The sequence below is a fragment of the Escherichia sp. E3659 genome (assembly GCF_005781135.1).
GTDB lineage: Bacteria > Pseudomonadota > Gammaproteobacteria > Enterobacterales > Enterobacteriaceae > Escherichia.
Genome location: NZ_VATQ01000010.1, coordinates 15,064 through 34,830, shown reverse-complemented (window position 1 = coordinate 34,830; position 19,767 = coordinate 15,064). Strand labels below are relative to the sequence as shown.

Annotated in this window: 18 protein-coding genes and 1 tRNA gene; 11 read left to right on the top strand and 8 right to left on the bottom strand. The window is 52.6% G+C overall.

What is annotated here, in order from left to right; all coding sequences use genetic code 11:
• Positions 1 to 8 precede the first annotated feature (8 nt).
• Positions 9 to 1,310, bottom strand: coding sequence for an inorganic triphosphatase (gene ygiF, locus FEK47_RS10665; protein WP_135487229.1), 1,302 nt, complete (start codon positions 1,308 to 1,310; stop codon positions 9 to 11).
• 243 nt (positions 1,311 to 1,553) lie between these two features.
• Here ygiF and FEK47_RS10660 point away from each other — a divergent pair, with 243 nt between their 5' ends.
• The gene (locus FEK47_RS10660) at positions 1,554 to 2,174 is read left to right on the top strand and encodes a TIGR04211 family SH3 domain-containing protein (protein WP_130210468.1); all 621 of its coding nucleotides are present in this window, start codon (positions 1,554 to 1,556) and stop codon (positions 2,172 to 2,174) included.
• 63 nt (positions 2,175 to 2,237) lie between these two features.
• Positions 2,238 to 3,476, top strand: coding sequence for a fused tRNA nucleotidyltransferase/2',3'-cyclic phosphodiesterase/2' nucleotidase/phosphatase Cca (cca, locus tag FEK47_RS10655; RefSeq protein ID WP_135487228.1), 1,239 nt, complete (start codon positions 2,238 to 2,240; stop codon positions 3,474 to 3,476).
• 181 nt (positions 3,477 to 3,657) lie between these two features.
• On the opposite strand, the gene bacA is transcribed toward cca, so the two are convergent.
• Positions 3,658 to 4,479, bottom strand: a complete 822-nt coding sequence (bacA, locus tag FEK47_RS10650; protein ID WP_130210446.1) for an undecaprenyl-diphosphate phosphatase — start codon at positions 4,477 to 4,479, stop codon at positions 3,658 to 3,660.
• Between the two features lie 90 nt (positions 4,480 to 4,569).
• Complete coding sequence (gene folB, locus FEK47_RS10645) at positions 4,570 to 4,938, bottom strand: bifunctional dihydroneopterin aldolase/7,8-dihydroneopterin epimerase (RefSeq protein WP_135487227.1); 369 nt, start codon at positions 4,936 to 4,938, stop codon at positions 4,570 to 4,572.
• 104 nt (positions 4,939 to 5,042) lie between these two features.
• Here folB and plsY point away from each other — a divergent pair, with 104 nt between their 5' ends.
• Complete coding sequence (gene plsY, locus FEK47_RS10640; protein WP_130210442.1) at positions 5,043 to 5,660, top strand: glycerol-3-phosphate 1-O-acyltransferase PlsY; 618 nt, start codon at positions 5,043 to 5,045, stop codon at positions 5,658 to 5,660.
• A gap of 12 nt (positions 5,661 to 5,672) precedes the next feature.
• Here plsY and ttdR read toward each other — a convergent pair whose 3' ends face one another.
• Complete coding sequence (gene ttdR, locus FEK47_RS10635; protein WP_130257967.1) at positions 5,673 to 6,605, bottom strand: L-tartrate utilization transcriptional activator TtdR; 933 nt, start codon at positions 6,603 to 6,605, stop codon at positions 5,673 to 5,675.
• A 206-nt stretch (positions 6,606 to 6,811) separates the two neighbouring features.
• Here ttdR and ttdA point away from each other — a divergent pair, with 206 nt between their 5' ends.
• Genes ttdA through ttdT form a run of 3 tightly spaced genes read left to right on the top strand, consistent with a single transcriptional unit; the run spans position 6,812 to position 9,837 of the window.
• Complete coding sequence (gene ttdA / locus FEK47_RS10630; RefSeq protein WP_138183179.1) at positions 6,812 to 7,723, top strand: L(+)-tartrate dehydratase subunit alpha; 912 nt, start codon at positions 6,812 to 6,814, stop codon at positions 7,721 to 7,723.
• The gene (gene ttdB / locus FEK47_RS10625) at positions 7,720 to 8,325 is read left to right on the top strand and encodes a L(+)-tartrate dehydratase subunit beta (protein WP_000722957.1); all 606 of its coding nucleotides are present in this window, start codon (positions 7,720 to 7,722) and stop codon (positions 8,323 to 8,325) included. Before ttdA ends, ttdB begins: the two co-directional genes overlap by 4 nt.
• A gap of 48 nt (positions 8,326 to 8,373) precedes the next feature.
• A complete protein-coding gene (ttdT, locus tag FEK47_RS10620; RefSeq protein WP_000804924.1) occupies positions 8,374 to 9,837 on the top strand; it encodes an L-tartrate/succinate antiporter in 1,464 nt (487 codons plus the stop codon).
• Positions 9,838 to 9,879: 42 nt separating this feature from the next.
• Here ttdT and tsaD read toward each other — a convergent pair whose 3' ends face one another.
• Positions 9,880 to 10,893 carry a tRNA (adenosine(37)-N6)-threonylcarbamoyltransferase complex transferase subunit TsaD gene (gene tsaD / locus FEK47_RS10615; RefSeq protein ID WP_001264352.1) on the bottom strand — a complete coding sequence of 338 codons (1,014 nt, stop codon included), beginning with the start codon at positions 10,891 to 10,893 and terminating at the stop codon, positions 9,880 to 9,882.
• Positions 10,894 to 11,130: 237 nt separating this feature from the next.
• Between tsaD and rpsU the strand changes: the two genes are divergently transcribed.
• From rpsU to rpoD, 3 genes are all read left to right on the top strand, one after another.
• Complete coding sequence (gene rpsU, locus FEK47_RS10610; protein ID WP_001144069.1) at positions 11,131 to 11,346, top strand: 30S ribosomal protein S21; 216 nt, start codon at positions 11,131 to 11,133, stop codon at positions 11,344 to 11,346.
• Positions 11,347 to 11,456: 110 nt separating this feature from the next.
• Positions 11,457 to 13,205, top strand: coding sequence for a DNA primase (dnaG, locus tag FEK47_RS10605; RefSeq protein WP_135487226.1), 1,749 nt, complete (start codon positions 11,457 to 11,459; stop codon positions 13,203 to 13,205).
• 190 nt (positions 13,206 to 13,395) lie between these two features.
• A complete protein-coding gene (gene rpoD, locus FEK47_RS10600; protein WP_064529606.1) occupies positions 13,396 to 15,237 on the top strand; it encodes an RNA polymerase sigma factor RpoD in 1,842 nt (613 codons plus the stop codon).
• Positions 15,238 to 15,315: 78 nt separating this feature from the next.
• Here rpoD and mug read toward each other — a convergent pair whose 3' ends face one another.
• Positions 15,316 to 15,822 (bottom strand): G/U mismatch-specific DNA glycosylase, encoded by a 507-nt coding sequence (gene mug / locus FEK47_RS10595; RefSeq protein WP_130260138.1) that lies wholly within the window; start codon positions 15,820 to 15,822, stop codon positions 15,316 to 15,318.
• Between the two features lie 125 nt (positions 15,823 to 15,947).
• Here mug and FEK47_RS10590 point away from each other — a divergent pair.
• Positions 15,948 to 16,023 (top strand) — tRNA-Ile (locus FEK47_RS10590).
• Between the two features lie 60 nt (positions 16,024 to 16,083).
• Here FEK47_RS10590 and nfeF read toward each other — a convergent pair.
• A complete protein-coding gene (nfeF, locus tag FEK47_RS10585) occupies positions 16,084 to 16,848 on the bottom strand; it encodes an NADPH-dependent ferric chelate reductase NfeF (protein ID WP_135487224.1) in 765 nt (254 codons plus the stop codon).
• A gap of 287 nt (positions 16,849 to 17,135) precedes the next feature.
• On the opposite strand from nfeF, the gene nfeR reads away from it, so the two are divergent.
• On the top strand, positions 17,136 to 17,759 hold the full coding sequence (gene nfeR / locus FEK47_RS10580) for a DNA-binding transcriptional regulator NfeR (protein ID WP_135487223.1): 624 nt from the start codon (positions 17,136 to 17,138) through the stop codon (positions 17,757 to 17,759).
• Positions 17,760 to 17,877: 118 nt separating this feature from the next.
• Here the strand turns inward: nfeR and aer are convergent, their stop codons facing one another.
• Positions 17,878 to 19,398, bottom strand: coding sequence for an aerotaxis sensor receptor Aer (aer, locus tag FEK47_RS10575; protein WP_135487222.1), 1,521 nt, complete (start codon positions 19,396 to 19,398; stop codon positions 17,878 to 17,880).
• Positions 19,399 to 19,767: the final 369 nt, after the last annotated feature.

Genomic DNA, 19,767 nt, shown 5'->3' with positions numbered 1-19,767 from the left:
TTGCCTGATTAACGTTTTCCGCTGTGCAACCAGAACGGTTCCTGATTGTTTGCCTCATTACGGAAATGTTCAATTTCAATGCGTTGCCCGGTCGCAATAGCGTGATGCAGCCCCTGCCAGTTCTCCAGCCAGGCTTGCGCGACAACAGGATCGTAGTAACCCGCCAGCAACAGTATTGAGTCAATGTCACGTGTCAGGCGTGGCAACTGGTCACGGTAGCGATCGCCCAGCGGCTGGCAAAAAACGCTTTTCAGTTCAGCGGCATGGCGGGAAAGATGGATATCGGCAAAGCGTTTGAAGGAATCGCTGATTTTGCCCTGCGCTTTGGCATCTAAAAACGGCTGCCAGGCTTTGCTTACCAGCCATTCGGTCAACGCCAGTTTCGCCATTGCCGTTTCGGTAGAATAGACCGCCGTCACGGCAGAAACCGCAGAAGCAATGGTCGCCTCGCATTGAGTAAGCAGATCACGTAAGTGAGTGCTCGCTTTACGCGGCACGATACCGCCGAACAGCATCAGAGTATGGCGAACCAGGCCGATTGCTGCCAGCACCTGCTCTTTCGCCGCCTCGTTGCCGCGTATCCACAACTCTTCATGGTACTGCCATTGTGCTAACGCCAGCTCGAGCGCCGCTTCCAGCCCCTGTTCCACATCGGCTTTTGCCGCAACATGCAAAATGGTGGTGGGTTTGATTTCACGCGCGGGATTTCCCTGCGCCAGATGATAGCCACGCGCCGCCTTGCTCAGGCTGCCCTGGCGTAAACCAGTTTGCGATACCAGTTGGTTTGCCAGTTTCAGCACCGCGCGCGTTTCGCCGCGAAGTAGTTCCAGTTCCAGCTCGCAGATAGGTTCAGCAAATTCTCCGGCTTTCACCTCGCCCTGATCGAGGGCGATTTCAATCTGACTGCCATCGATCTCCACCAGCCATTTTTCGCGATAAAAATCGGTGCTGAACAGCGGTTGTACGCGGGAAGCGAGATCGGCAGGTAACTCACCGTTCGGCCAGACTTCTGTCGGTAACTGCGCCAGGTCGAGCGTCGGTTCGCTCAACGCCACGTTATATTCCGGGCGCTGGTGTAAGCCGCCAGTCACTCGCCCGGCGACTTTCATCGTCATTTCATAGCGACCATTTTCGCCACGAATACGCAAGCCCATATCGTGCCCACGCAGCCAGTTATCCGGCGTTTCGTAGTAAATATTCAGCAACTGCACGGGGTCATGGTGCTCGCCGCCCAGCGTATTGAGATGGTCACGCAACGCCTCAACGGCACTGTGATTAACAATAAACTTTAATTCGATTTCCTGAGCCATGGCCTTTACTTATCCGGTTATGTCACATTAGTGACGATGAACGGCGAACTTAATGCGATCTTTTTTGTCAGTAGATAGTATTTTGCGCCAAATTGCCATGCAACGGGCAATTTGACGGGCGTAAAAGATTGAAGCTGTGGCAAGACCTGACACAGAGGATTCCGATTGATAGCGAATGCTTTGCGTAGCGACACTGATGCCACTACTATCGTTCCACTTTTCCCAGACAATAACGACAGCCTGATGCCAAAATTACGCCTGATCGGATTAACTATACTTGCACTTAGCGCCACTGCCGTCTCGCACGCCGAAGAAAAGCGCTATGTTTCTGACGAACTGAACACCTGGGTCCGCAGCGGTCCGGGGGATAATTATCGCCTCGTGGGCACAGTTAACGCGGGCGAGGAAGTAACCTTATTACAAACTGACGCCAACACCAATTATGCCCAGGTGAAAGACAGCTCCGGCCGTACCGCCTGGATCCCGTTAAAAGAACTTAATACCGAGCCAAGCCTGCGCACTCGTGTACCGGTGCTGGAAAATCAGGTCAAAACGCTGACCGATAAGCTCACCAATATTGATAACACCTGGAATCAGCGCACTGCAGAAATGCAGCAAAAAGTGGCGCAAAGTGACAGCGTGATCAACGGGTTAAAAGAAGAAAATCAGAAGCTGAAAAACGAACTGATTGTCGCACAGAAAAAGGTCGATGCCGCCAGCGTGCAGCTAGATGACAAACAGCGCACCATCATCATGCAATGGTTTATGTATGGCGGCGGCGTGCTGGGGCTTGGCTTGCTGCTCGGACTGGTATTACCGCACCTGATCCCAACGCGCAAACGCAAAGATCGCTGGATGAACTAAATCGCCTTCTTCGTTGCACTGTCTTATTATTAGGAATTGTGTATTTGACGAAGGGAAGATGGCGTGAAGATTTATCTGGTCGGTGGTGCGGTACGGGATGCATTGTTAGGGCTACCGGTCAAAGACAGAGATTGGGTGGTTGTCGGCAGCACGCCACAGGAGATGCTCGACGCGGGCTACCAGCAGGTAGGCCGCGATTTTCCTGTTTTTCTGCATCCGCAAACGCATGAAGAGTATGCGCTGGCACGTACCGAACGGAAATCCGGTTCCGGTTACACCGGTTTTACCTGCTATGCCGCACCGGATGTCACGCTGGAAGATGATCTTAAGCGTCGCGATCTGACCATTAATGCGCTGGCCCAGGACGATGACGGCGAGATTATCGACCCGTACAACGGTCTGGGCGATCTGCAAAACCGTCTGTTACGCCATGTTTCCCCCGCTTTTGGCGAGGATCCGCTACGCGTGCTGCGCGTGGCGCGTTTTGCTGCGCGTTATGCCCACCTCGGTTTTCGTATTGCTGATGAAACCCTGGCGCTGATGCGCGAGATGACTCACGCGGGCGAACTGGAACACCTGACGCCTGAACGAGTGTGGAAAGAGACGGAAAGCGCCCTCACCACCCGCAATCCACAAGTGTTTTTCCAGGTGCTGCGCGATTGCGGCGCACTGCGCGTTTTATTCCCGGAAATTGACGCCCTGTTCGGCGTTCCGGCCCCCGCCAAGTGGCATCCGGAAATCGACACCGGGATTCATACCTTAATGACGCTCTCCATGGCGGCGATGCTAAGTCCGCAGGTCGATGTGCGTTTCGCGACGTTATGCCACGATCTCGGTAAAGGACTGACGCCGCCAGAGCTTTGGCCACGTCATCATGGACATGGCCCGGCAGGTGTTAAGTTGGTGGAACAACTATGCCAGCGTCTGCGCGTGCCAAATGAAATTCGCGATTTAGCCAAACTGGTGGCGGAGTTTCACGATCTCATTCACACCTTCCCGATGCTGAACCCGAAAACCATCGTTAAATTATTTGATTCCATTGATGCCTGGCGTAAACCGCAGCGTGTTGAGCAACTGGCGCTGACCAGCGAAGCTGACGTGCGCGGCAGAACCGGTTTTGAATCGGCGGACTACCCGCAAGGCCGCTGGTTGCGCGAAGCCTGGGAAGTGGCGCAGTCAGTGCCGACAAAAGCCGTCGTTGAAGCAGGATTTAAAGGTGTAGAGATTCGCGAAGAGCTGACTCGCCGCCGGATTGCAGCGGTAGCTTGCTGGAAGGAACAACGTTGCCCAAAGCCTGAGTGAGTGTTGGGCATTTTGCCAGATGCGACGTGAACGCCTTATCCGGCTACATGTCAACGACGGTTGTAGGCCTGATAAGACGCGCGAGCGTCGCATCAGGCGTTGATTGCCGGATGCGGCGTGAACGCCTTATCCGGCCTACGCAATCGTGGACAATTCCAGGCATCCGACACTATTCTTCACATCAAAAGAATACGACGTACACCGCAGCCGCCACAATAAAGCGATAAATGGCGAATGGGATAAACGAAATCCGCTTAATTAATTGCAGGAAGGTTTTAATCGCTATCAGCGCCACTACGAAGGCAGTGATAAACCCAACGGCAAACATCGGGATATCGCCGGTTGTCAGGAAGCCCCAGCTTTTGTAGAGATCAAGCGCCGTTGCGCCCATCATCATCGGCACCGCCAGCAGGAACGAGAACTCAGAAGCCGCGTAACGGCTCACCCCCATCAGCATCCCACCTGAAATGGTCGCCCCGGAGCGAGAGAATCCTGGCCACAGCGCCAGACACTGGAAGCAGCCAATCATAAACGCCTGGCGATAGGTCATATCATCCAGACCCGGCGCACGCGGCTCTTTCGGCTTCAGGCATTCGGCGGCAATCAGCAACAAACCGCCGACAACCAGCGCATACATGACATTTATCGGGTTAAACAATGATTTAATCATGTCGTGGAACAGCAGTCCCAGCACCACCGCAGGGATCATCCCCAGCAAAATGTGGATCAGCGTTAAACGACCTTTGCTTTCTCCTTCGTGCTGCAACGGGCGTCCAAAGTGAATGCCAATCAGACCAAACAGACGCCGCCAGAACATCACTACTACCGCCAGAATTGATCCTAACTGGATCACGACTTCAAAGGTTTTCGCCGTGTCGCCCTCAAACCCCAACAAGTGACCGACAATAATCATATGGCCCGTGCTGGATACCGGCAGAAATTCTGTCAATCCTTCGACCACACCCAATATTGCCGCTATCAGCAGCGAGTGCATATCGCTCATCAATAAACCCCTAAATTATTAAAATGTACCGCTTGTCCGAACTACTGCAGTATGACCAGGTTATAACCGTTTGGTTTAACAGCTGTAAAATTAATTATTTTCTTTCAGATTATTGCCACGCTCAATGATGACGCCGACATTCGCCGCTCGCGCCACTGCGCCTGGCTTGCTAAGTTTGATGCGAACCCACGGCGAATTAAAGCGAGTTAACAGCAGTTCTGCCACTTCTTCCGCCACGCGTTCCACCAGTGCAAAACGCGCCCCCTCGACGTGGCTGACTACCGTTTCTACAATGTCTGCGTAACTGAGGCAATCCGCCACATCATCACTTTTCGCCGCTTTACGGTTATCCCACGCCATTTCGATATCGAACACCAGCTTCTGTTCGATGGTCTGTTCCCAGTCGTAAACACCAATAGTGGTGATTACCGAAAGTTGCTCTATAAATACAATATCCATCACGTCCTGCCTGCTTTTTGGCTAACCGGATACCACTTCCGGCGAAATGTGCGTATTATCCACAGATTCATCGTTGAACACGAATTTTCAAAACGGAACAGCTTATGAGTGCAATCGCGCCTGGAATGATCCTCATCGCGTACCTCTGCGGCTCCATTTCCAGTGCCATTCTGGTTTGCCGCCTTTGTGGCTTGCCCGACCCGCGAACCAGCGGCTCCGGTAATCCTGGCGCGACCAACGTTTTACGCATGGGTGGCAAAGGGGCAGCCGTAGCAGTGCTGATCTTTGACGTCCTAAAAGGTATGTTGCCTGTCTGGGGAGCATATGAATTAGGCGTCAGCCCATTTTGGCTGGGATTAATTGCGATTGCCGCCTGTCTTGGACACATCTGGCCCGTTTTCTTCGGTTTTAAAGGGGGAAAAGGCGTTGCCACCGCTTTTGGCGCTATTGCTCCGATCGGCTGGGATTTAACGGGCGTGATGGCGGGGACCTGGCTGCTTACCGTGCTATTGAGTGGATATTCGTCGCTGGGGGCGATTGTCAGCGCGCTGATTGCTCCGTTTTATGTCTGGTGGTTCAAGCCACAATTCACCTTTCCGGTTTCGATGCTCTCTTGCCTGATCCTGCTGCGTCATCATGACAACATCCAGCGTCTGTGGCGTCACCAGGAGACAAAAATCTGGACGAAATTCAAAAGAAAGCGCGAAAAGGATCCCGAGTGATTTCTCGCGAGTCTACATAACCTGATAGCCTTCGTCGGGCTTGCCCAGCCGTTGCTGGCACCATGCCGCCAGAAATTCCACGCAGACACGTAATTTCATGCTGCGATAGAGCGGCTCCCGGTAAACAGCCCAGATATTGGCGCTCTGTGCATACTCCGGCAATACTCGCACCAGTTTACCACTCTCCAGAAACGGCAACACATCCCACTCGGAACGCAGCATAATCCCTTTGCCCTCCAGCGCCCATTGCAGCACAATCTCGCCGCTATTGGAGGAAAGATGCCCGCTTACCTTCACCGATTTTTTCTCCTGACCGTTCCCCAACTCCCATATTCCGTGGGTCATATCGCGCTCTTTGGTCACCAGACAGTCATGACGACTTAATTCCTGTAAGGATTGTGGCTGCGGATATTTTTGCAGATACTCAGGTGCTGCGCATAATATTCTTTTATTTTTTGTCAAAAGATGCGCAATATAATAATCAGGAATTTCGTCATTAATACGAATATCCAGATCAATATTATCCTGCACTAAATCAATTTGCCGATCGAACAATTCAAAATGCACCTGTAACTCAGGATAATTGCGCATCAGTTCGGTAATGGCTGGCGCAATATAACTGCGCCCAAAGCCAAAGCTGCAACCAATGCGGATCATCCCCTCCGGGCGCGTTTTGATTTGCGTGACGTCATCGACCAGTCGCTGATATTGGGTGAGGATTTCCAGCGCATGTTCGTAACAACGTTGGCCACTTTCAGTTAGCGCCACGCCGCGAGCGGAGCGGTTCAGCAGTGTGGTTGCCAACGTATTTTCAAGGATTTGGATCCGCTTGGTGACAAATGCAGGCGTTTGCCTAAGCGTTGCCGCAGCGGCGCTAAAACTCCCGCTATGGACGATTTCCACCAGTACCTGCAAGTCTTTGGCTAAAGGCCAGCTATTTAGCATCGTTAAATATCCGCAGTTTTGATAAACGCAGTGTATTTCGCAAAACATTGCCATTCCCTGCTCTGGCGCAATATTCGTTCTTATTTTCGTGTTGATTAACGAACTGTTAATTACATATTCACGGCGGCAAAAAATATAAAACCACATTTTTAGTGGTAGTTTGTGGCGGTGAATTTTTCCAGACAAATACATAAACTGGAGTTGCCATGATGAGCGAATGTAATAAGCAACAGGCAGTGAATAAGTTGACGGATATTGTCGCTAACTTTACCGCCATGATTTCTACCCGAATGCCCGATGACGTGGTGGACAAACTAAAACAGCTAAAGGATGCCGAAACGTCGTCGATGGGAAAAATCATCTACCACACGATGTTCGACAACATGCAAAAAGCGATCGACCTGAATCGTCCTGCCTGTCAGGACACCGGGGAGATTATGTTCTTCGTTAAAGTCGGTTCCCGCTTCCCGCTGCTTGGCGAGCTGCAAAGCATTCTTAAGCAAGCTGTGGAAGAAGCAACCGTCAAAGCGCCACTGCGCCACAACGCGGTGGAAATTTTTGACGAAGTGAACACCGGCAAAAATACCGGCAGCGGCGTACCGTGGGTTACCTGGGACATCATTCCCGACGGCGACGATGCGGAAATCGAAGTTTACATGGCAGGCGGCGGCTGCACACTGCCTGGCCGCTCGAAAGTGTTAATGCCGTCAGAAGGCTACGAAGGCGTGGTGAAATTCGTCTTCGAAAATATCTCCACCCTCGCCGTAAACGCCTGTCCACCGGTACTGGTGGGCGTGGGCATCGCCACCTCGGTGGAAACCGCCGCGGTGCTCTCGCGTAAAGCCATTTTGCGCCCGATTGGCAGCCGCCATCCCAATCCAAAAGCGGCAGAGCTGGAGCTACGCCTGGAGGAAGGACTTAACCGTCTGGGGATTGGTCCACAGGGGCTGACTGGCAACAGTTCAGTGATGGGCGTACATATCGAATCTGCCGCCCGCCATCCGTCAACCATCGGCGTTGCTGTTTCTACAGGCTGCTGGGCGCATCGTCGCGGCACACTGCTGGTTCATGCCGATCTCACCTTTGAAAATCTGTCTCACACCCGGAGCGCGTTATGAAAAAGATCCTGACAACCCCGATCAAAGCTGAAGATCTGCAAGATATTCGCGTCGGCGATGTGATCTACCTGACCGGTACGCTGGTGACCTGCCGTGACGTTTGTCACCGCCGCTTGATCGAACTCAAACGTCCGATCCCTTACGATCTCAACGGCAAAGCGATTTTCCACGCTGGCCCCATCGTGCGCAAAAACGGCGACAAATGGGAGATGGTTTCCGTCGGCCCGACAACCAGTATGCGTATGGAAAGTTTTGAACGTGAATTTATCGAGCAGACCGGCGTGAAACTGGTGGTTGGCAAAGGTGGAATGGGGCCGCTGACCGAAGAAGGCTGCCAGAAATTCAAGGCGTTACATGTGATTTTCCCGGCTGGCTGCGCGGTACTGGCGGCAACCCAGGTGGAAGAGATTGAAGAAGTGCACTGGACAGAGCTCGGGATGCCGGAGTCGCTGTGGGTCTGCCGGGTCAAAGAGTTCGGCCCGCTGATTGTCTCTATTGATACCCACGGCAACAACCTGATAGCCGAAAACAAAAAGCTGTTCGCCGAACGCCGCGATCCCATCGTGGAAGAGATTTGCGAGCACGTCCATTACATCAAATAACCCTCCCGGAGAGGCTCACCCCCTCTCCTTTTTCGCAGGCATAACACGATGAAACCTTCCACTGAATGGTGGCGATACCTTGCGCCGCTGGCGGTCATCGCCATTATTGCTCTAATTCCGGTTCCCGCAGGGCTGGAGAGTCATACCTGGCTCTACTTTGCCGTTTTTACTGGCGTGATCGTTGGGCTAATCCTCGAACCCGTGCCGGGTGCCGTGGTGGCGATGGTGGGTATCTCCATCATCGCCATTCTATCTCCCTGGCTTCTGTTTAGCCCGGAGCAGCTCGCCCAGCCAGGTTTTAAGTTCACCGCCAAATCCCTCTCCTGGGCGGTTTCCGGTTTTTCTAATTCGGTTATCTGGCTGATTTTCGCCGCCTTTATGTTTGGCACTGGCTATGAAAAAACCGGTCTTGGACGTCGCATCGCGCTGATTCTGGTGAAAAAGATGGGGCATCGCACGCTGTTTCTCGGCTATGCGGTGATGTTCTCCGAGCTGATCCTGGCACCTGTCACACCGTCCAACTCGGCGCGTGGTGCGGGGATTATCTATCCCATCATCCGTAACCTGCCACCGCTCTATCAATCACAACCAAACGACAGCAGCTCGCGCAGCATTGGCTCGTACATCATGTGGATGGGGATTGTTGCCGACTGCGTGACCAGCGCCATTTTCCTGACGGCGATGGCACCTAACTTGCTGTTAATTGGACTGATGAAAAGCGCATCTCACGCCACGCTGAGTTGGGGCGATTGGTTCCTCGGGATGTTGCCGCTCAGTATTTTACTGGTTCTGCTGGTTCCCTGGCTGGCTTACGTGCTGTACCCGCCGGTACTGAAGTCTGGCGATCAGGTGCCGCGCTGGGCAGAGACGGAACTGCAGGCAATGGGCCCGCTCTGTTCGCGTGAAAAACGGATGTTGGGGCTGATGGTAGGCGCGCTGGTGCTGTGGATTTTCGGCGGTGATTATATTGATGCTGCGATGGTCGGTTACAGCGTGGTAGCACTGATGCTGCTTCTGCGCATTATCTGCTGGGACGATATTGTCAGTAATAAAGCGGCGTGGAACGTTTTCTTCTGGCTGGCCTCGCTTATCACCCTCGCTACCGGACTCAACAACACCGGTTTTATTAGCTGGTTTGGCAAACTGTTAGCAGGCAGCTTAAGTGGTTATTCGCCGACGATGGTGATGGTGGCATTGATTGTGGTGTTTTATCTGCTGCGCTATTTTTTTGCCAGCGCCACGGCGTATACCTCCGCTCTCGCACCGATGATGATTGCCGCCGCGCTGGCGATGCCGGAAATCCCGCTGCCGGTGTTCTGCCTGATGGTTGGCGCGGCAATTGGTCTGGGGAGCATTCTTACACCATACGCCACCGGACCCAGTCCGATTTACTACGGTAGTGGTTATCTGCCAACGGTGGATTACTGGCGACTGGGGGCGATTTTTGGGCTGATATTCCTCGTGTTGCTGGTGATTACCGGCTTACTGTGGATGCCCGTGGTGTTGCTTTAAGTGAGGACGGTGCCGGAAATTGCTCTCCGGCACCCAATAGTTTTACGCAGCCGGTAACTCCGCCAGCGGCCAGCGCGGACGCACGCTCACGCCGAGATCCGCCGTCGCGCCTGCTTTAAACCGCACCATTCCGGCATAGGCGATCATCGCGCCGTTATCAGTACAAAATTCCGGACGCGCGTAGAACACTTCACCGCGACGCTTTTTCATCATTTCCGCCAGTTTCGCCCGCAGCGTGCGGTTAGCACTCACGCCGCCCGCCATGACCAGTCGCTTAAAGCCCGTCTGATCCAGTGCTCGCTTACACTTAATCATCAGCGTATCGACCACCGCATCTTCAAAAGCGCGGGCGATATCAGCACGCGTCTGGTCGTCGGTGCCGTTGTCACGAATGGTATTTGCCGCGAAGGTTTTCAAGCCAGAGAAGCTGAAATCCAGCCCCGGACGGTCGGTCATCGGACGCGGGAAAACAAAGCGCCCGGCAGTACCCTGAGCCGCCATTTTCGACAGTAACGGTCCGCCAGGATAATCCAGCCCCAGCAGCTTCGCGGTTTTATCAAACGCTTCACCGGCGGCATCATCAATAGACTCGCCGAGCAGCTCGTACTGCCCAATGCCAGTCACGCTGATTAACTGCGTATGACCGCCGGAAACCAGCAGCGCGACAAACGGAAATTCTGGCGGGTTATCTTCCAGCATCGGCGCTAACAGATGCCCTTCCATATGGTGTACCGGGATCGCCGGAACGTCCCAGGCAAACGCCAGAGAACGCCCCACGGTCGCGCCAACCAGCAGCGCGCCGACTAATCCAGGGCCTGCGGTATAGGCCACAGCGTCAATGTCTTTTGCCGTTAAACCAGACTCCTTCAGCGCCGCCTGGATCAACGGTACGGTTTTACGCACGTGATCGCGGGAAGCCAGTTCAGGCACTACACCGCCGTAGTCAGCGTGCAATTTCACCTGACTATACAATTGGTTGGCTAACAAACCTTTTTCATCGTCGTAAATGGCGATGCCAGTTTCATCGCAGGAAGTTTCAATACCCAGTACACGCATGACTTGTTTTACCTCGCTTTATTACCGCGCAGTGTAGGACCAATGCGGGTTGATGTAAAACTTTGTTCGCCCCTGGATAAAGCCTCGTGTATACTCCCCACCCTTATAAAAGTCCCTTTCAAAAGAGGCCGCGGTGCTTTACAAAGCAGCAGCAATTGCAGTAAAATTCCGCACCATTTTGAAATAAGCTGGCGTTGATGCCAGCGGCAAACCGAATTAATCAAAGGTGAGAGGCACATGCCGGTAATTAAAGTACGTGAAAACGAGCCGTTCGACGTAGCTCTGCGTCGCTTCAAGCGTTCCTGCGAAAAAGCAGGTGTTCTGGCGGAAGTTCGTCGTCGTGAGTTCTATGAAAAACCGACTACCGAACGTAAGCGCGCTAAAGCTTCTGCAGTGAAACGTCACGCGAAGAAACTGGCTCGCGAAAACGCACGCCGCACTCGTCTGTACTAATTCCCCGAGAGCGTTGCTCTCCGATCAGACCGAGTTGTAGTTGTAAGGCCGTGCTTCCGAAAGGAATGCGCGGCTTATTTTCGTTTATGAATTGCTAAAAATCGGGGCCTATGGCTGGACGAATCCCACGCGTATTCATTAATGATCTGCTGGCACGCACCGACATCGTCGATCTGATCGATGCCCGTGTGAAGCTGAAAAAGCAGGGCAAGAATTTTCACGCGTGTTGTCCATTCCACAACGAGAAAACCCCGTCATTCACCGTTAACGGTGAGAAACAGTTTTACCACTGCTTTGGATGTGGCGCGCACGGCAACGCGATCGACTTCCTGATGAACTACGACAAACTCGAGTTCGTCGAAACGGTCGAAGAGCTGGCGGCAATGCACAATCTTGAAGTGCCATTTGAAGCAGGCAGCGGCCCCAGCCAGATCGAGCGCCATCAGCGGCAAACGCTTTATCAGTTGATGGACGGTCTGAATACGTTTTACCAACAATCTTTACAGCAACCTGTTGCCACGTCTGCGCGCCAGTATCTGGAAAAACGCGGATTAAGCCACGAGGTTATCGCCCGCTTTGCGATTGGTTTTGCGCCCCCCGGCTGGGACAACGTCCTGAAGCGGTTTGGTGGCAATCCAGAAAATCGTCAGTCATTGATTGATGCGGGCATGTTGGTCACTAACGATCAGGGTCGCAGTTACGATCGTTTCCGCGAGCGGGTGATGTTCCCTATTCGCGATAAACGCGGTCGGGTGATTGGTTTTGGCGGGCGCGTGCTGGGCAACGATACCCCTAAATACCTGAACTCGCCGGAAACGGACATTTTCCATAAAGGCCGCCAGCTTTACGGTCTTTATGAAGCGCAGCAGGATAACGCTGAACCCAATCGTCTGCTTGTGGTCGAAGGCTATATGGACGTGGTGGCGCTGGCGCAATACGGCATTAATTACGCCGTTGCGTCGCTGGGTACGTCAACCACTGCGGATCATATCCATATGCTTTTCCGCGCCACAAACAACGTTATTTGCTGTTACGACGGTGACCGGGCTGGTCGTGATGCGGCGTGGCGAGCGCTGGAAACCGCGATGCCCTATATGGCTGATGGCCGCCAGTTACGTTTTATGTTTTTGCCTGATGGCGAAGACCCGGATACGTTGGTACGTAAAGAGGGTAAAGAGGCTTTTGAAGCCCGGATGGAACAAGCCCAACCGCTATCCATGTTTTTATTTAATAACTTGTTACCTCAGGTGGATTTGTCTTCACCTGATGGCAGTACAAAGTTAGCAGCGCTGGCGCTCCCGTTAATCAACCAGGTGCCGGGTGATGCTCACAGGATCCAGTTGCGTCAGATGTTAGGGCTGAAATTAGGTATTTTTGATGATGCCCAGCTTGATCGATTAGTGCCAAAACAGGCAGAAAATAGTGTAGTGCGTCCAGTTCAACTGATAAAACGGACACCTATGCGTATACTGATAGGGTTATTGATTCAAAACCCTGGCCTGGCACCGCTCGTTCCTCCTTTGCAAGGTTTGAGCCAAACAAAACTGCCTGGACTGGATTTATTTGCTGAACTGGTCAATATCTGTATCACAGAACCGGGTCTAACCACAGGACAGTTATTAGAGAATTATCGTGGTTCAAGTGAGTACTCAACACTTGAAAAGCTGTCAGTATGGAACGATATAAAAGATGAGAACGTGGAAAAAACGTTCACTGACACCTTAAATACGATTTTTGATTCAATGCTTAGAATGCGACTGGAAGAGTTGATAGCCCTCGATCGCACAAATGGTTTAAGCACTGAAGAACGCAGGGAATTCTGGGAAATCAGACAAGCCCTAGAAAAAAGCAAAATTTAACGGCTTAAGTGCCGAATAGCGATCGGGAAGCCCCCCGACAGCCGCACTGAGAGGCAGCGGCAAATATATAAGTACGCCCTCGTAATTATCGTTGGCGGTAAACAGCCGTTGGATTTCAGCGTTAACACCTGAAGGACATCGGGTCAATCGCCCAACACCAACCTCATGAAATAAGTGTGGATACCGTCTTATGGAGCAAAACCCGCAGTCACAGCTGAAACTTCTTGTCACCCGTGGTAAGGAGCAAGGCTATCTGACCTATGCCGAGGTCAATGACCATCTGCCGGAAGATATCGTCGATTCAGATCAGATCGAAGACATCATCCAAATGATCAACGACATGGGCATTCAGGTGATGGAAGAAGCACCGGATGCCGATGATCTGATGCTGGCTGAAAACACCGCGGACGAAGATGCTGCCGAAGCCGCCGCGCAGGTGCTTTCCAGCGTGGAATCTGAAATCGGGCGCACGACTGACCCGGTACGCATGTACATGCGTGAAATGGGCACCGTTGAACTGTTGACCCGCGAAGGCGAAATTGACATCGCTAAACGTATTGAAGACGGGATCAACCAGGTTCAATGCTCCGTTGCTGAATACCCGGAAGCGATCACCTATCTGCTGGAACAGTACGATCGTGTGGAAGCAGAAGAAGCGCGTCTGTCCGATCTGATCACCGGCTTTGTTGACCCGAACGCAGAAGAAGATCTGGCACCAACCGCCACTCACGTCGGCTCTGAGCTTTCCCAGGAAGATCTGGACGATGACGAAGATGAAGACGAAGAAGATGGTGACGACGATACCGCCGACGATGACAACAGCATCGACCCGGAACTGGCTCGTGAAAAATTTGCGGAACTGCGCGCTCAGTACGTTGTAACGCGTGACACCATCAAAGCGAAAGGTCGCAGTCACGCTGCCGCTCAGGAAGAGATCCTGAAACTGTCTGAAGTATTCAAACAGTTCCGCCTGGTGCCGAAGCAGTTTGACTATCTGGTCAACAGCATGCGCGTCATGATGGACCGCGTTCGTACGCAAGAGCGTCTGATCATGAAGCTCTGCGTTGAGCAGTGCAAAATGCCGAAGAAAAACTTCATCACCCTGTTTACCGGCAATGAAACCAGCGATACCTGGTTCAATGCGGCAATTGCGATGAACAAGCCGTGGTCGGAAAAACTGCACGATGTCTCTGAAGAAGTGCATCGCGCCCTGCAGAAACTGCAGCAGATTGAAGAAGAAACCGGCCTGACCATCGAGCAGGTTAAAGATATCAACCGTCGCATGTCCATCGGTGAAGCGAAAGCCCGCCGTGCGAAGAAAGAGATGGTTGAAGCGAACTTACGTCTGGTTATTTCTATCGCCAAGAAATACACCAACCGTGGCTTGCAGTTCCTTGACCTGATTCAGGAAGGCAACATCGGTCTGATGAAAGCGGTAGATAAATTCGAATACCGCCGTGGTTACAAGTTCTCCACCTACGCAACCTGGTGGATCCGTCAGGCGATCACCCGTTCTATCGCGGATCAGGCGCGCACCATCCGTATTCCGGTGCATATGATTGAGACTATCAACAAGCTCAACCGTATTTCTCGCCAGATGCTGCAAGAGATGGGCCGTGAACCGACGCCGGAAGAACTGGCTGAACGTATGCTGATGCCGGAAGACAAGATCCGCAAAGTGCTGAAGATCGCCAAAGAGCCAATCTCCATGGAAACGCCGATCGGTGATGATGAAGATTCGCATCTGGGGGATTTCATCGAGGATACCACCCTCGAGCTGCCGCTGGATTCTGCGACCACCGAAAGCCTGCGTGCGGCAACGCACGACGTGCTGGCTGGCCTGACCGCGCGTGAAGCGAAAGTTCTGCGTATGCGTTTCGGTATCGATATGAACACCGACCACACGCTGGAAGAAGTGGGTAAACAGTTCGACGTTACCCGCGAACGTATCCGTCAGATCGAAGCGAAGGCGCTGCGCAAACTGCGTCACCCGAGCCGTTCTGAAGTACTGCGTAGCTTCCTGGACGATTAATCGGTAGCCGGATAAGGCGTTTACGCCGCATCCGGCACTTGTCCCTTTGCACAAACGCCACCTTTTCGGTGGCGTTTTTTATCGCCCACGCACCACCAGTGCCTGGTCCAGCTCGCGATACGCCTCCACCAGCTTTTCCAGAGAAACTCGACTTAAACCGCTGGGATTTGGCAGCACCCAGATCTGCGTCGAACCAATAGTGAGCGTTTGTTTCCCCCACTGTGCGCCGCGCTGGCTGAATCCCTGCTCATAGGCCTGTTTACCCAAAATCGCCAACGCCTGAGGCTGATAATCTTCAATTTTTTCAATCAGCTTACGCCCGCCTGCGTGCAGCTCCTGCTTTGACACTTCATTGGCTTGCACCGTTGGACGGTCAACCAGTTTGGTCACTCCACAACGATAATCCAGCAAATGCTGCGCCTCCTGCGGCTTCAACTGTCTGTCAGTAAACCCGGCCTGATAAATCACCTTCCAGAAACGGTTCGCCGGATGGGCAAAAGGAAAGCCAGTATCCGCAGATGAAAGCCCCGGATTGATGCCGCAAAACACCACGCGCAACCCTGGTGCAATAATATCTTCAACCATATTAACCCCTGAACAACACAACCTGGGGAAAGTATAACGAATTGAAAATACATTGTTTATAAAAACAGCAGGTGCGCGGTAATGGCTGGATTGCGACACAGAGTTACTTTATAATCCGCTACCATGGCCCCTTAGCTCAGTGGTTAGAGCAGGCGACTCATAATCGCTTGGTCGCTGGTTCAAGTCCAGCAGGGGCCACCAGATACAGTAAAGGCTGACGAGAAATCGTCAGCCTTTTTGCTTTTTTGATATGGAAAGCAATTACTTCGCGTGCCAGTAAGCCGCTGCACGTACCTGTTGAGGGTCATACTGTTCCGCTTCAAAGCGACGGCTTAAATTCTTCACCACCTTCCCTTCGCCGGTTATCCAGATGAAGTAATCATCGGCAGGGATTTGCATCTGCGCCAGACGCGCATCTACCGCCTGCTCATCATGCGCCAACCATTCGATATTAAAACCATCAAGGTGCGCGAGATAATCCTGACAGGCGTTATCCCGCACGCTGACCAGCGCGGTAACTTGCGGTTTAACGGCAAGTTTGCTCAACGTTTCCAGGCGGCGGCGCAGTGCGGGCATCCCGGATTCATCGCAAACATACAGCTGATACGCGTAATCCTCTGGCACCACCAGCGAACCGCGCGGACCTGCCACCGTGAGTTTATCGCCCGGTTGCGCCTGCATTGCCCAGCTGCTGGCAACGCCGCCTTCGTGAATAAAGAAATCGATCGCCAGTTCATGGCGTAGTTCGTCATACAGCGGCGTATAGTCACGCGACGGTGGACGTGGTCCTTCCGGCCAGACGATCCCCTCTTCCGTTACCGTTGGCGGCACAAAGTGAGCGTCAGATTGAGGAAAGAAGAGTTTGCTGTGATCGTCAAAGCCGCGCGACGTAAAGCCGTCCAGCGCCTCGCCGCCGAGGACAATGCGCTGAAAACCGGCGCTGATGCGCTCAACGCGTAACACAGTCAGTTCACGGAAGCGCAGATCATTGCGAACGCGCTGCGGGTAGCGGGGGGAGTTATTCATTGTTATCGCCTTCGTGATGGTAATCAGATATATCTAAATAAATTTCGCAAATGATAATGATTGCTAATCATGATAAATGCAAGCGATTTGTAGAACTGATATATCTATAGTCTGATAAGACGAACCGCCTCTTCTCAGGCATCATTGCTCAATGCCGGATGCGGCGTGAACGCCTTATCCGGCCTGGATGTTGAGTACATTTGCGTTTAAAAATCATTTTTACACTTGCAAGAACTCTCATATCAGATATAAATTAGATATATCTAATTAAGCAAAAGGAGGCTGATATGAGCCATCATCACGAAGGGTGTTGTAAACATGAAGGCCAGCCACGCCATGAGGGCTGCTGCAAAGGTGATAAGTCAGAACACGAGCACTGCGGACACGGTCACCAGCATGAACACGGTCAATGCTGCGGTGGTCGCCACGGTCGCGGCGGCGGTCGTCGGCAACGTTTCTTTGGTCACGGTGAATTGCGTCTGGTGATTCTGGATATTCTCTCGCGCGATGACAGCCACGGTTACGAATTGATTAAAGCGATTGAAAATCTGACCCAGGGGAATTACACCCCAAGCCCGGGCGTCATCTACCCGACGCTGGATTTTCTGCAAGAGCAGTCGCTGATTACCATCCGCGAAGAGGAAGGCGGCAAAAAGCAGATTGCGTTGACCGAACAAGGCGCGCAGTGGCTGGAAGAAAACCGCGAACAGGTGGAGATGATTGAAGAACGAATCAAAGCGCGTTGCGTTGGTGCGGCGCTGCGCCAGAACCCGCAAATGAAGCGAGCACTGGATAATTTTAAAGCGGTGCTGGATTTACGCGTCAATCAGAGCGACATCAGCGACGCGCAGATAAAAAAGATCATTGCGGTGATCGACCGCGCCGCGTTTGATATTACGCAACTGGATTAATCACCGATTGCCGGATGCGGCGTGAACGCCTTATCCGCCTACACACCCCGTAGGCCTGATAAGATGCGCCAGCATCGCATCAGGCATCGTGTATCAACCGCCGGATGCGACATACCGATTAATGCAGCACCGTCACCGCGTCTTCCAGTCGGCTGGCGCGGTGTTTTACCATCGCCGACACCTGCGCACTCTCTTCCACCAACTCGGCGTTTTTCTGCGTGATCAGGTTAAGCTCATCCACCGCACGGGTCAGGCTGGAAAGCCCATCGGCCTGTTCCAGCGTTGAATGGCTAATCTGGGCGATCAACTGGGTGACATTTTTCACCTGCGCCACAATATCGTCCATCGTCCGTCCGGCAGCGTGCACCTGCTGCGAACCGGATTGCACCTTATCAGCACTGGCATCGATCAGCTTGCGAATATCGTTGGCAGCATTGGCGCTGCGGCTGGCTAAATGACGCACTTCCCCTGCCACCACTGCAAAACCTTTGCCTTGTTCGCCGGCTCGCGCCGCTTCCACCGCCGCATTCAGGGCCAGAATATTGGTCTGAAACGCAATATCGTTAATCAGCGAAGTAATGGTGCCAATGCGCTGGGTACTGTCGGCGATATCGTCCATCGTCTTGATCACCGTGGTCATCGCCTCCCCGCCTTGCACAGCCGCATTACTGGCGGTGATAGAAAGTTTATCGGCAGCCGACGCTGTGGCTGAGTTCTGTTTCACCGACGCCGCCATCTGGTTCATGGTCGCTACAGTTTGCTGGACATTATCTACCGTCTGCTGAGTATGCTCGTTCAGTTCATCAGTGCCTTTTGCCAGCGTCTCACTCCCGTTTCTGACGCTGGAAACCTGGCTTGAGACATCATTAATCAACCAGCGACACATCAGGCCAAGCTGCCCTACCGCGCGTAATGTCAGCCCCAGCTCATCGCTGCGATTCAAATGCTCAACACTATTACGTTCTCCGGTCGCCACCTTCAGTGCCTGGCTGGCGACATTTTCTATCGGACGTACAATTTGCCATTCAAAACAGGTATTTCCCAACAACATCACTAACGCACAGAGGATATACGTCACCACCGGGGCAGCGGCAAACCAGAGCATGGCCGCCAGCACGATAAACATCAGTGTCATCACTCCACGCACTCGCCAGCGAAGCGGTAATGAAGGCAGTTTACCCAGCCAGCCTTTACGCACCACCAGGCCTTTATGAATACGTTTATTGGTACGTCCAGCGTTCAGCGCCTTATACAGCGGCTCCACCGCCGCGATTTCTTCATCCGTCGCCCGGGAGCGAATCGACATATAGCCACTGATTTTGCCCTCGCGCACCATCGGCACCGCATTCGCCCGTATCCAATAATGGTCGCCATTTTTGCGGCGATTTTTCACGATGCCGCTCCAGGGTTCCCCTTTTTTCAGGGTGTACCACATATCCGCAAACGCCGCTTTTGGCATATCTGGGTGACGCACCATGTTGTGCGGCTGGCCCTGTAACTCCTGCAAGGTATAGCCGCTCACTTGCACGAAAGAATCATTGGCGTGGGTGATATAGCTTTGCAGATCGGTAGTGGACATCAGGGTAGTATCGTCAGCCAGCGGGGTATTTTGCTGGGTGACATACGGATGAGAAGACATAATCGCGTCCTGTGCAGGTTATATGGTTGTTAACTTCTTGTCGGAAGTTATGTCGGCCCCGGCGCGGTTATCTTTAGCACTTTAATTTGATTTAGATCGCAATTTGCAACTAAAGCACAAAACCTAATCCCTTGATTTAAAATACTTTCATTCTGTTATTATCCGAGAACGTTAATTATCTTGCCCAAAAATCCGGCATTTATTGCCCTGAAAGAATGCATTTGCACAGCGATCGCAAAATTCCCCCCCGATAAAATCGTACAAAATAACGACAATAGTTAACATTTAGCATTAAATGTTACGCAAATGATAATGTAATTTGTGTTTATCCCGATTTTCGCGATCGCAGCCGGAGTGGCGCAATCCCTG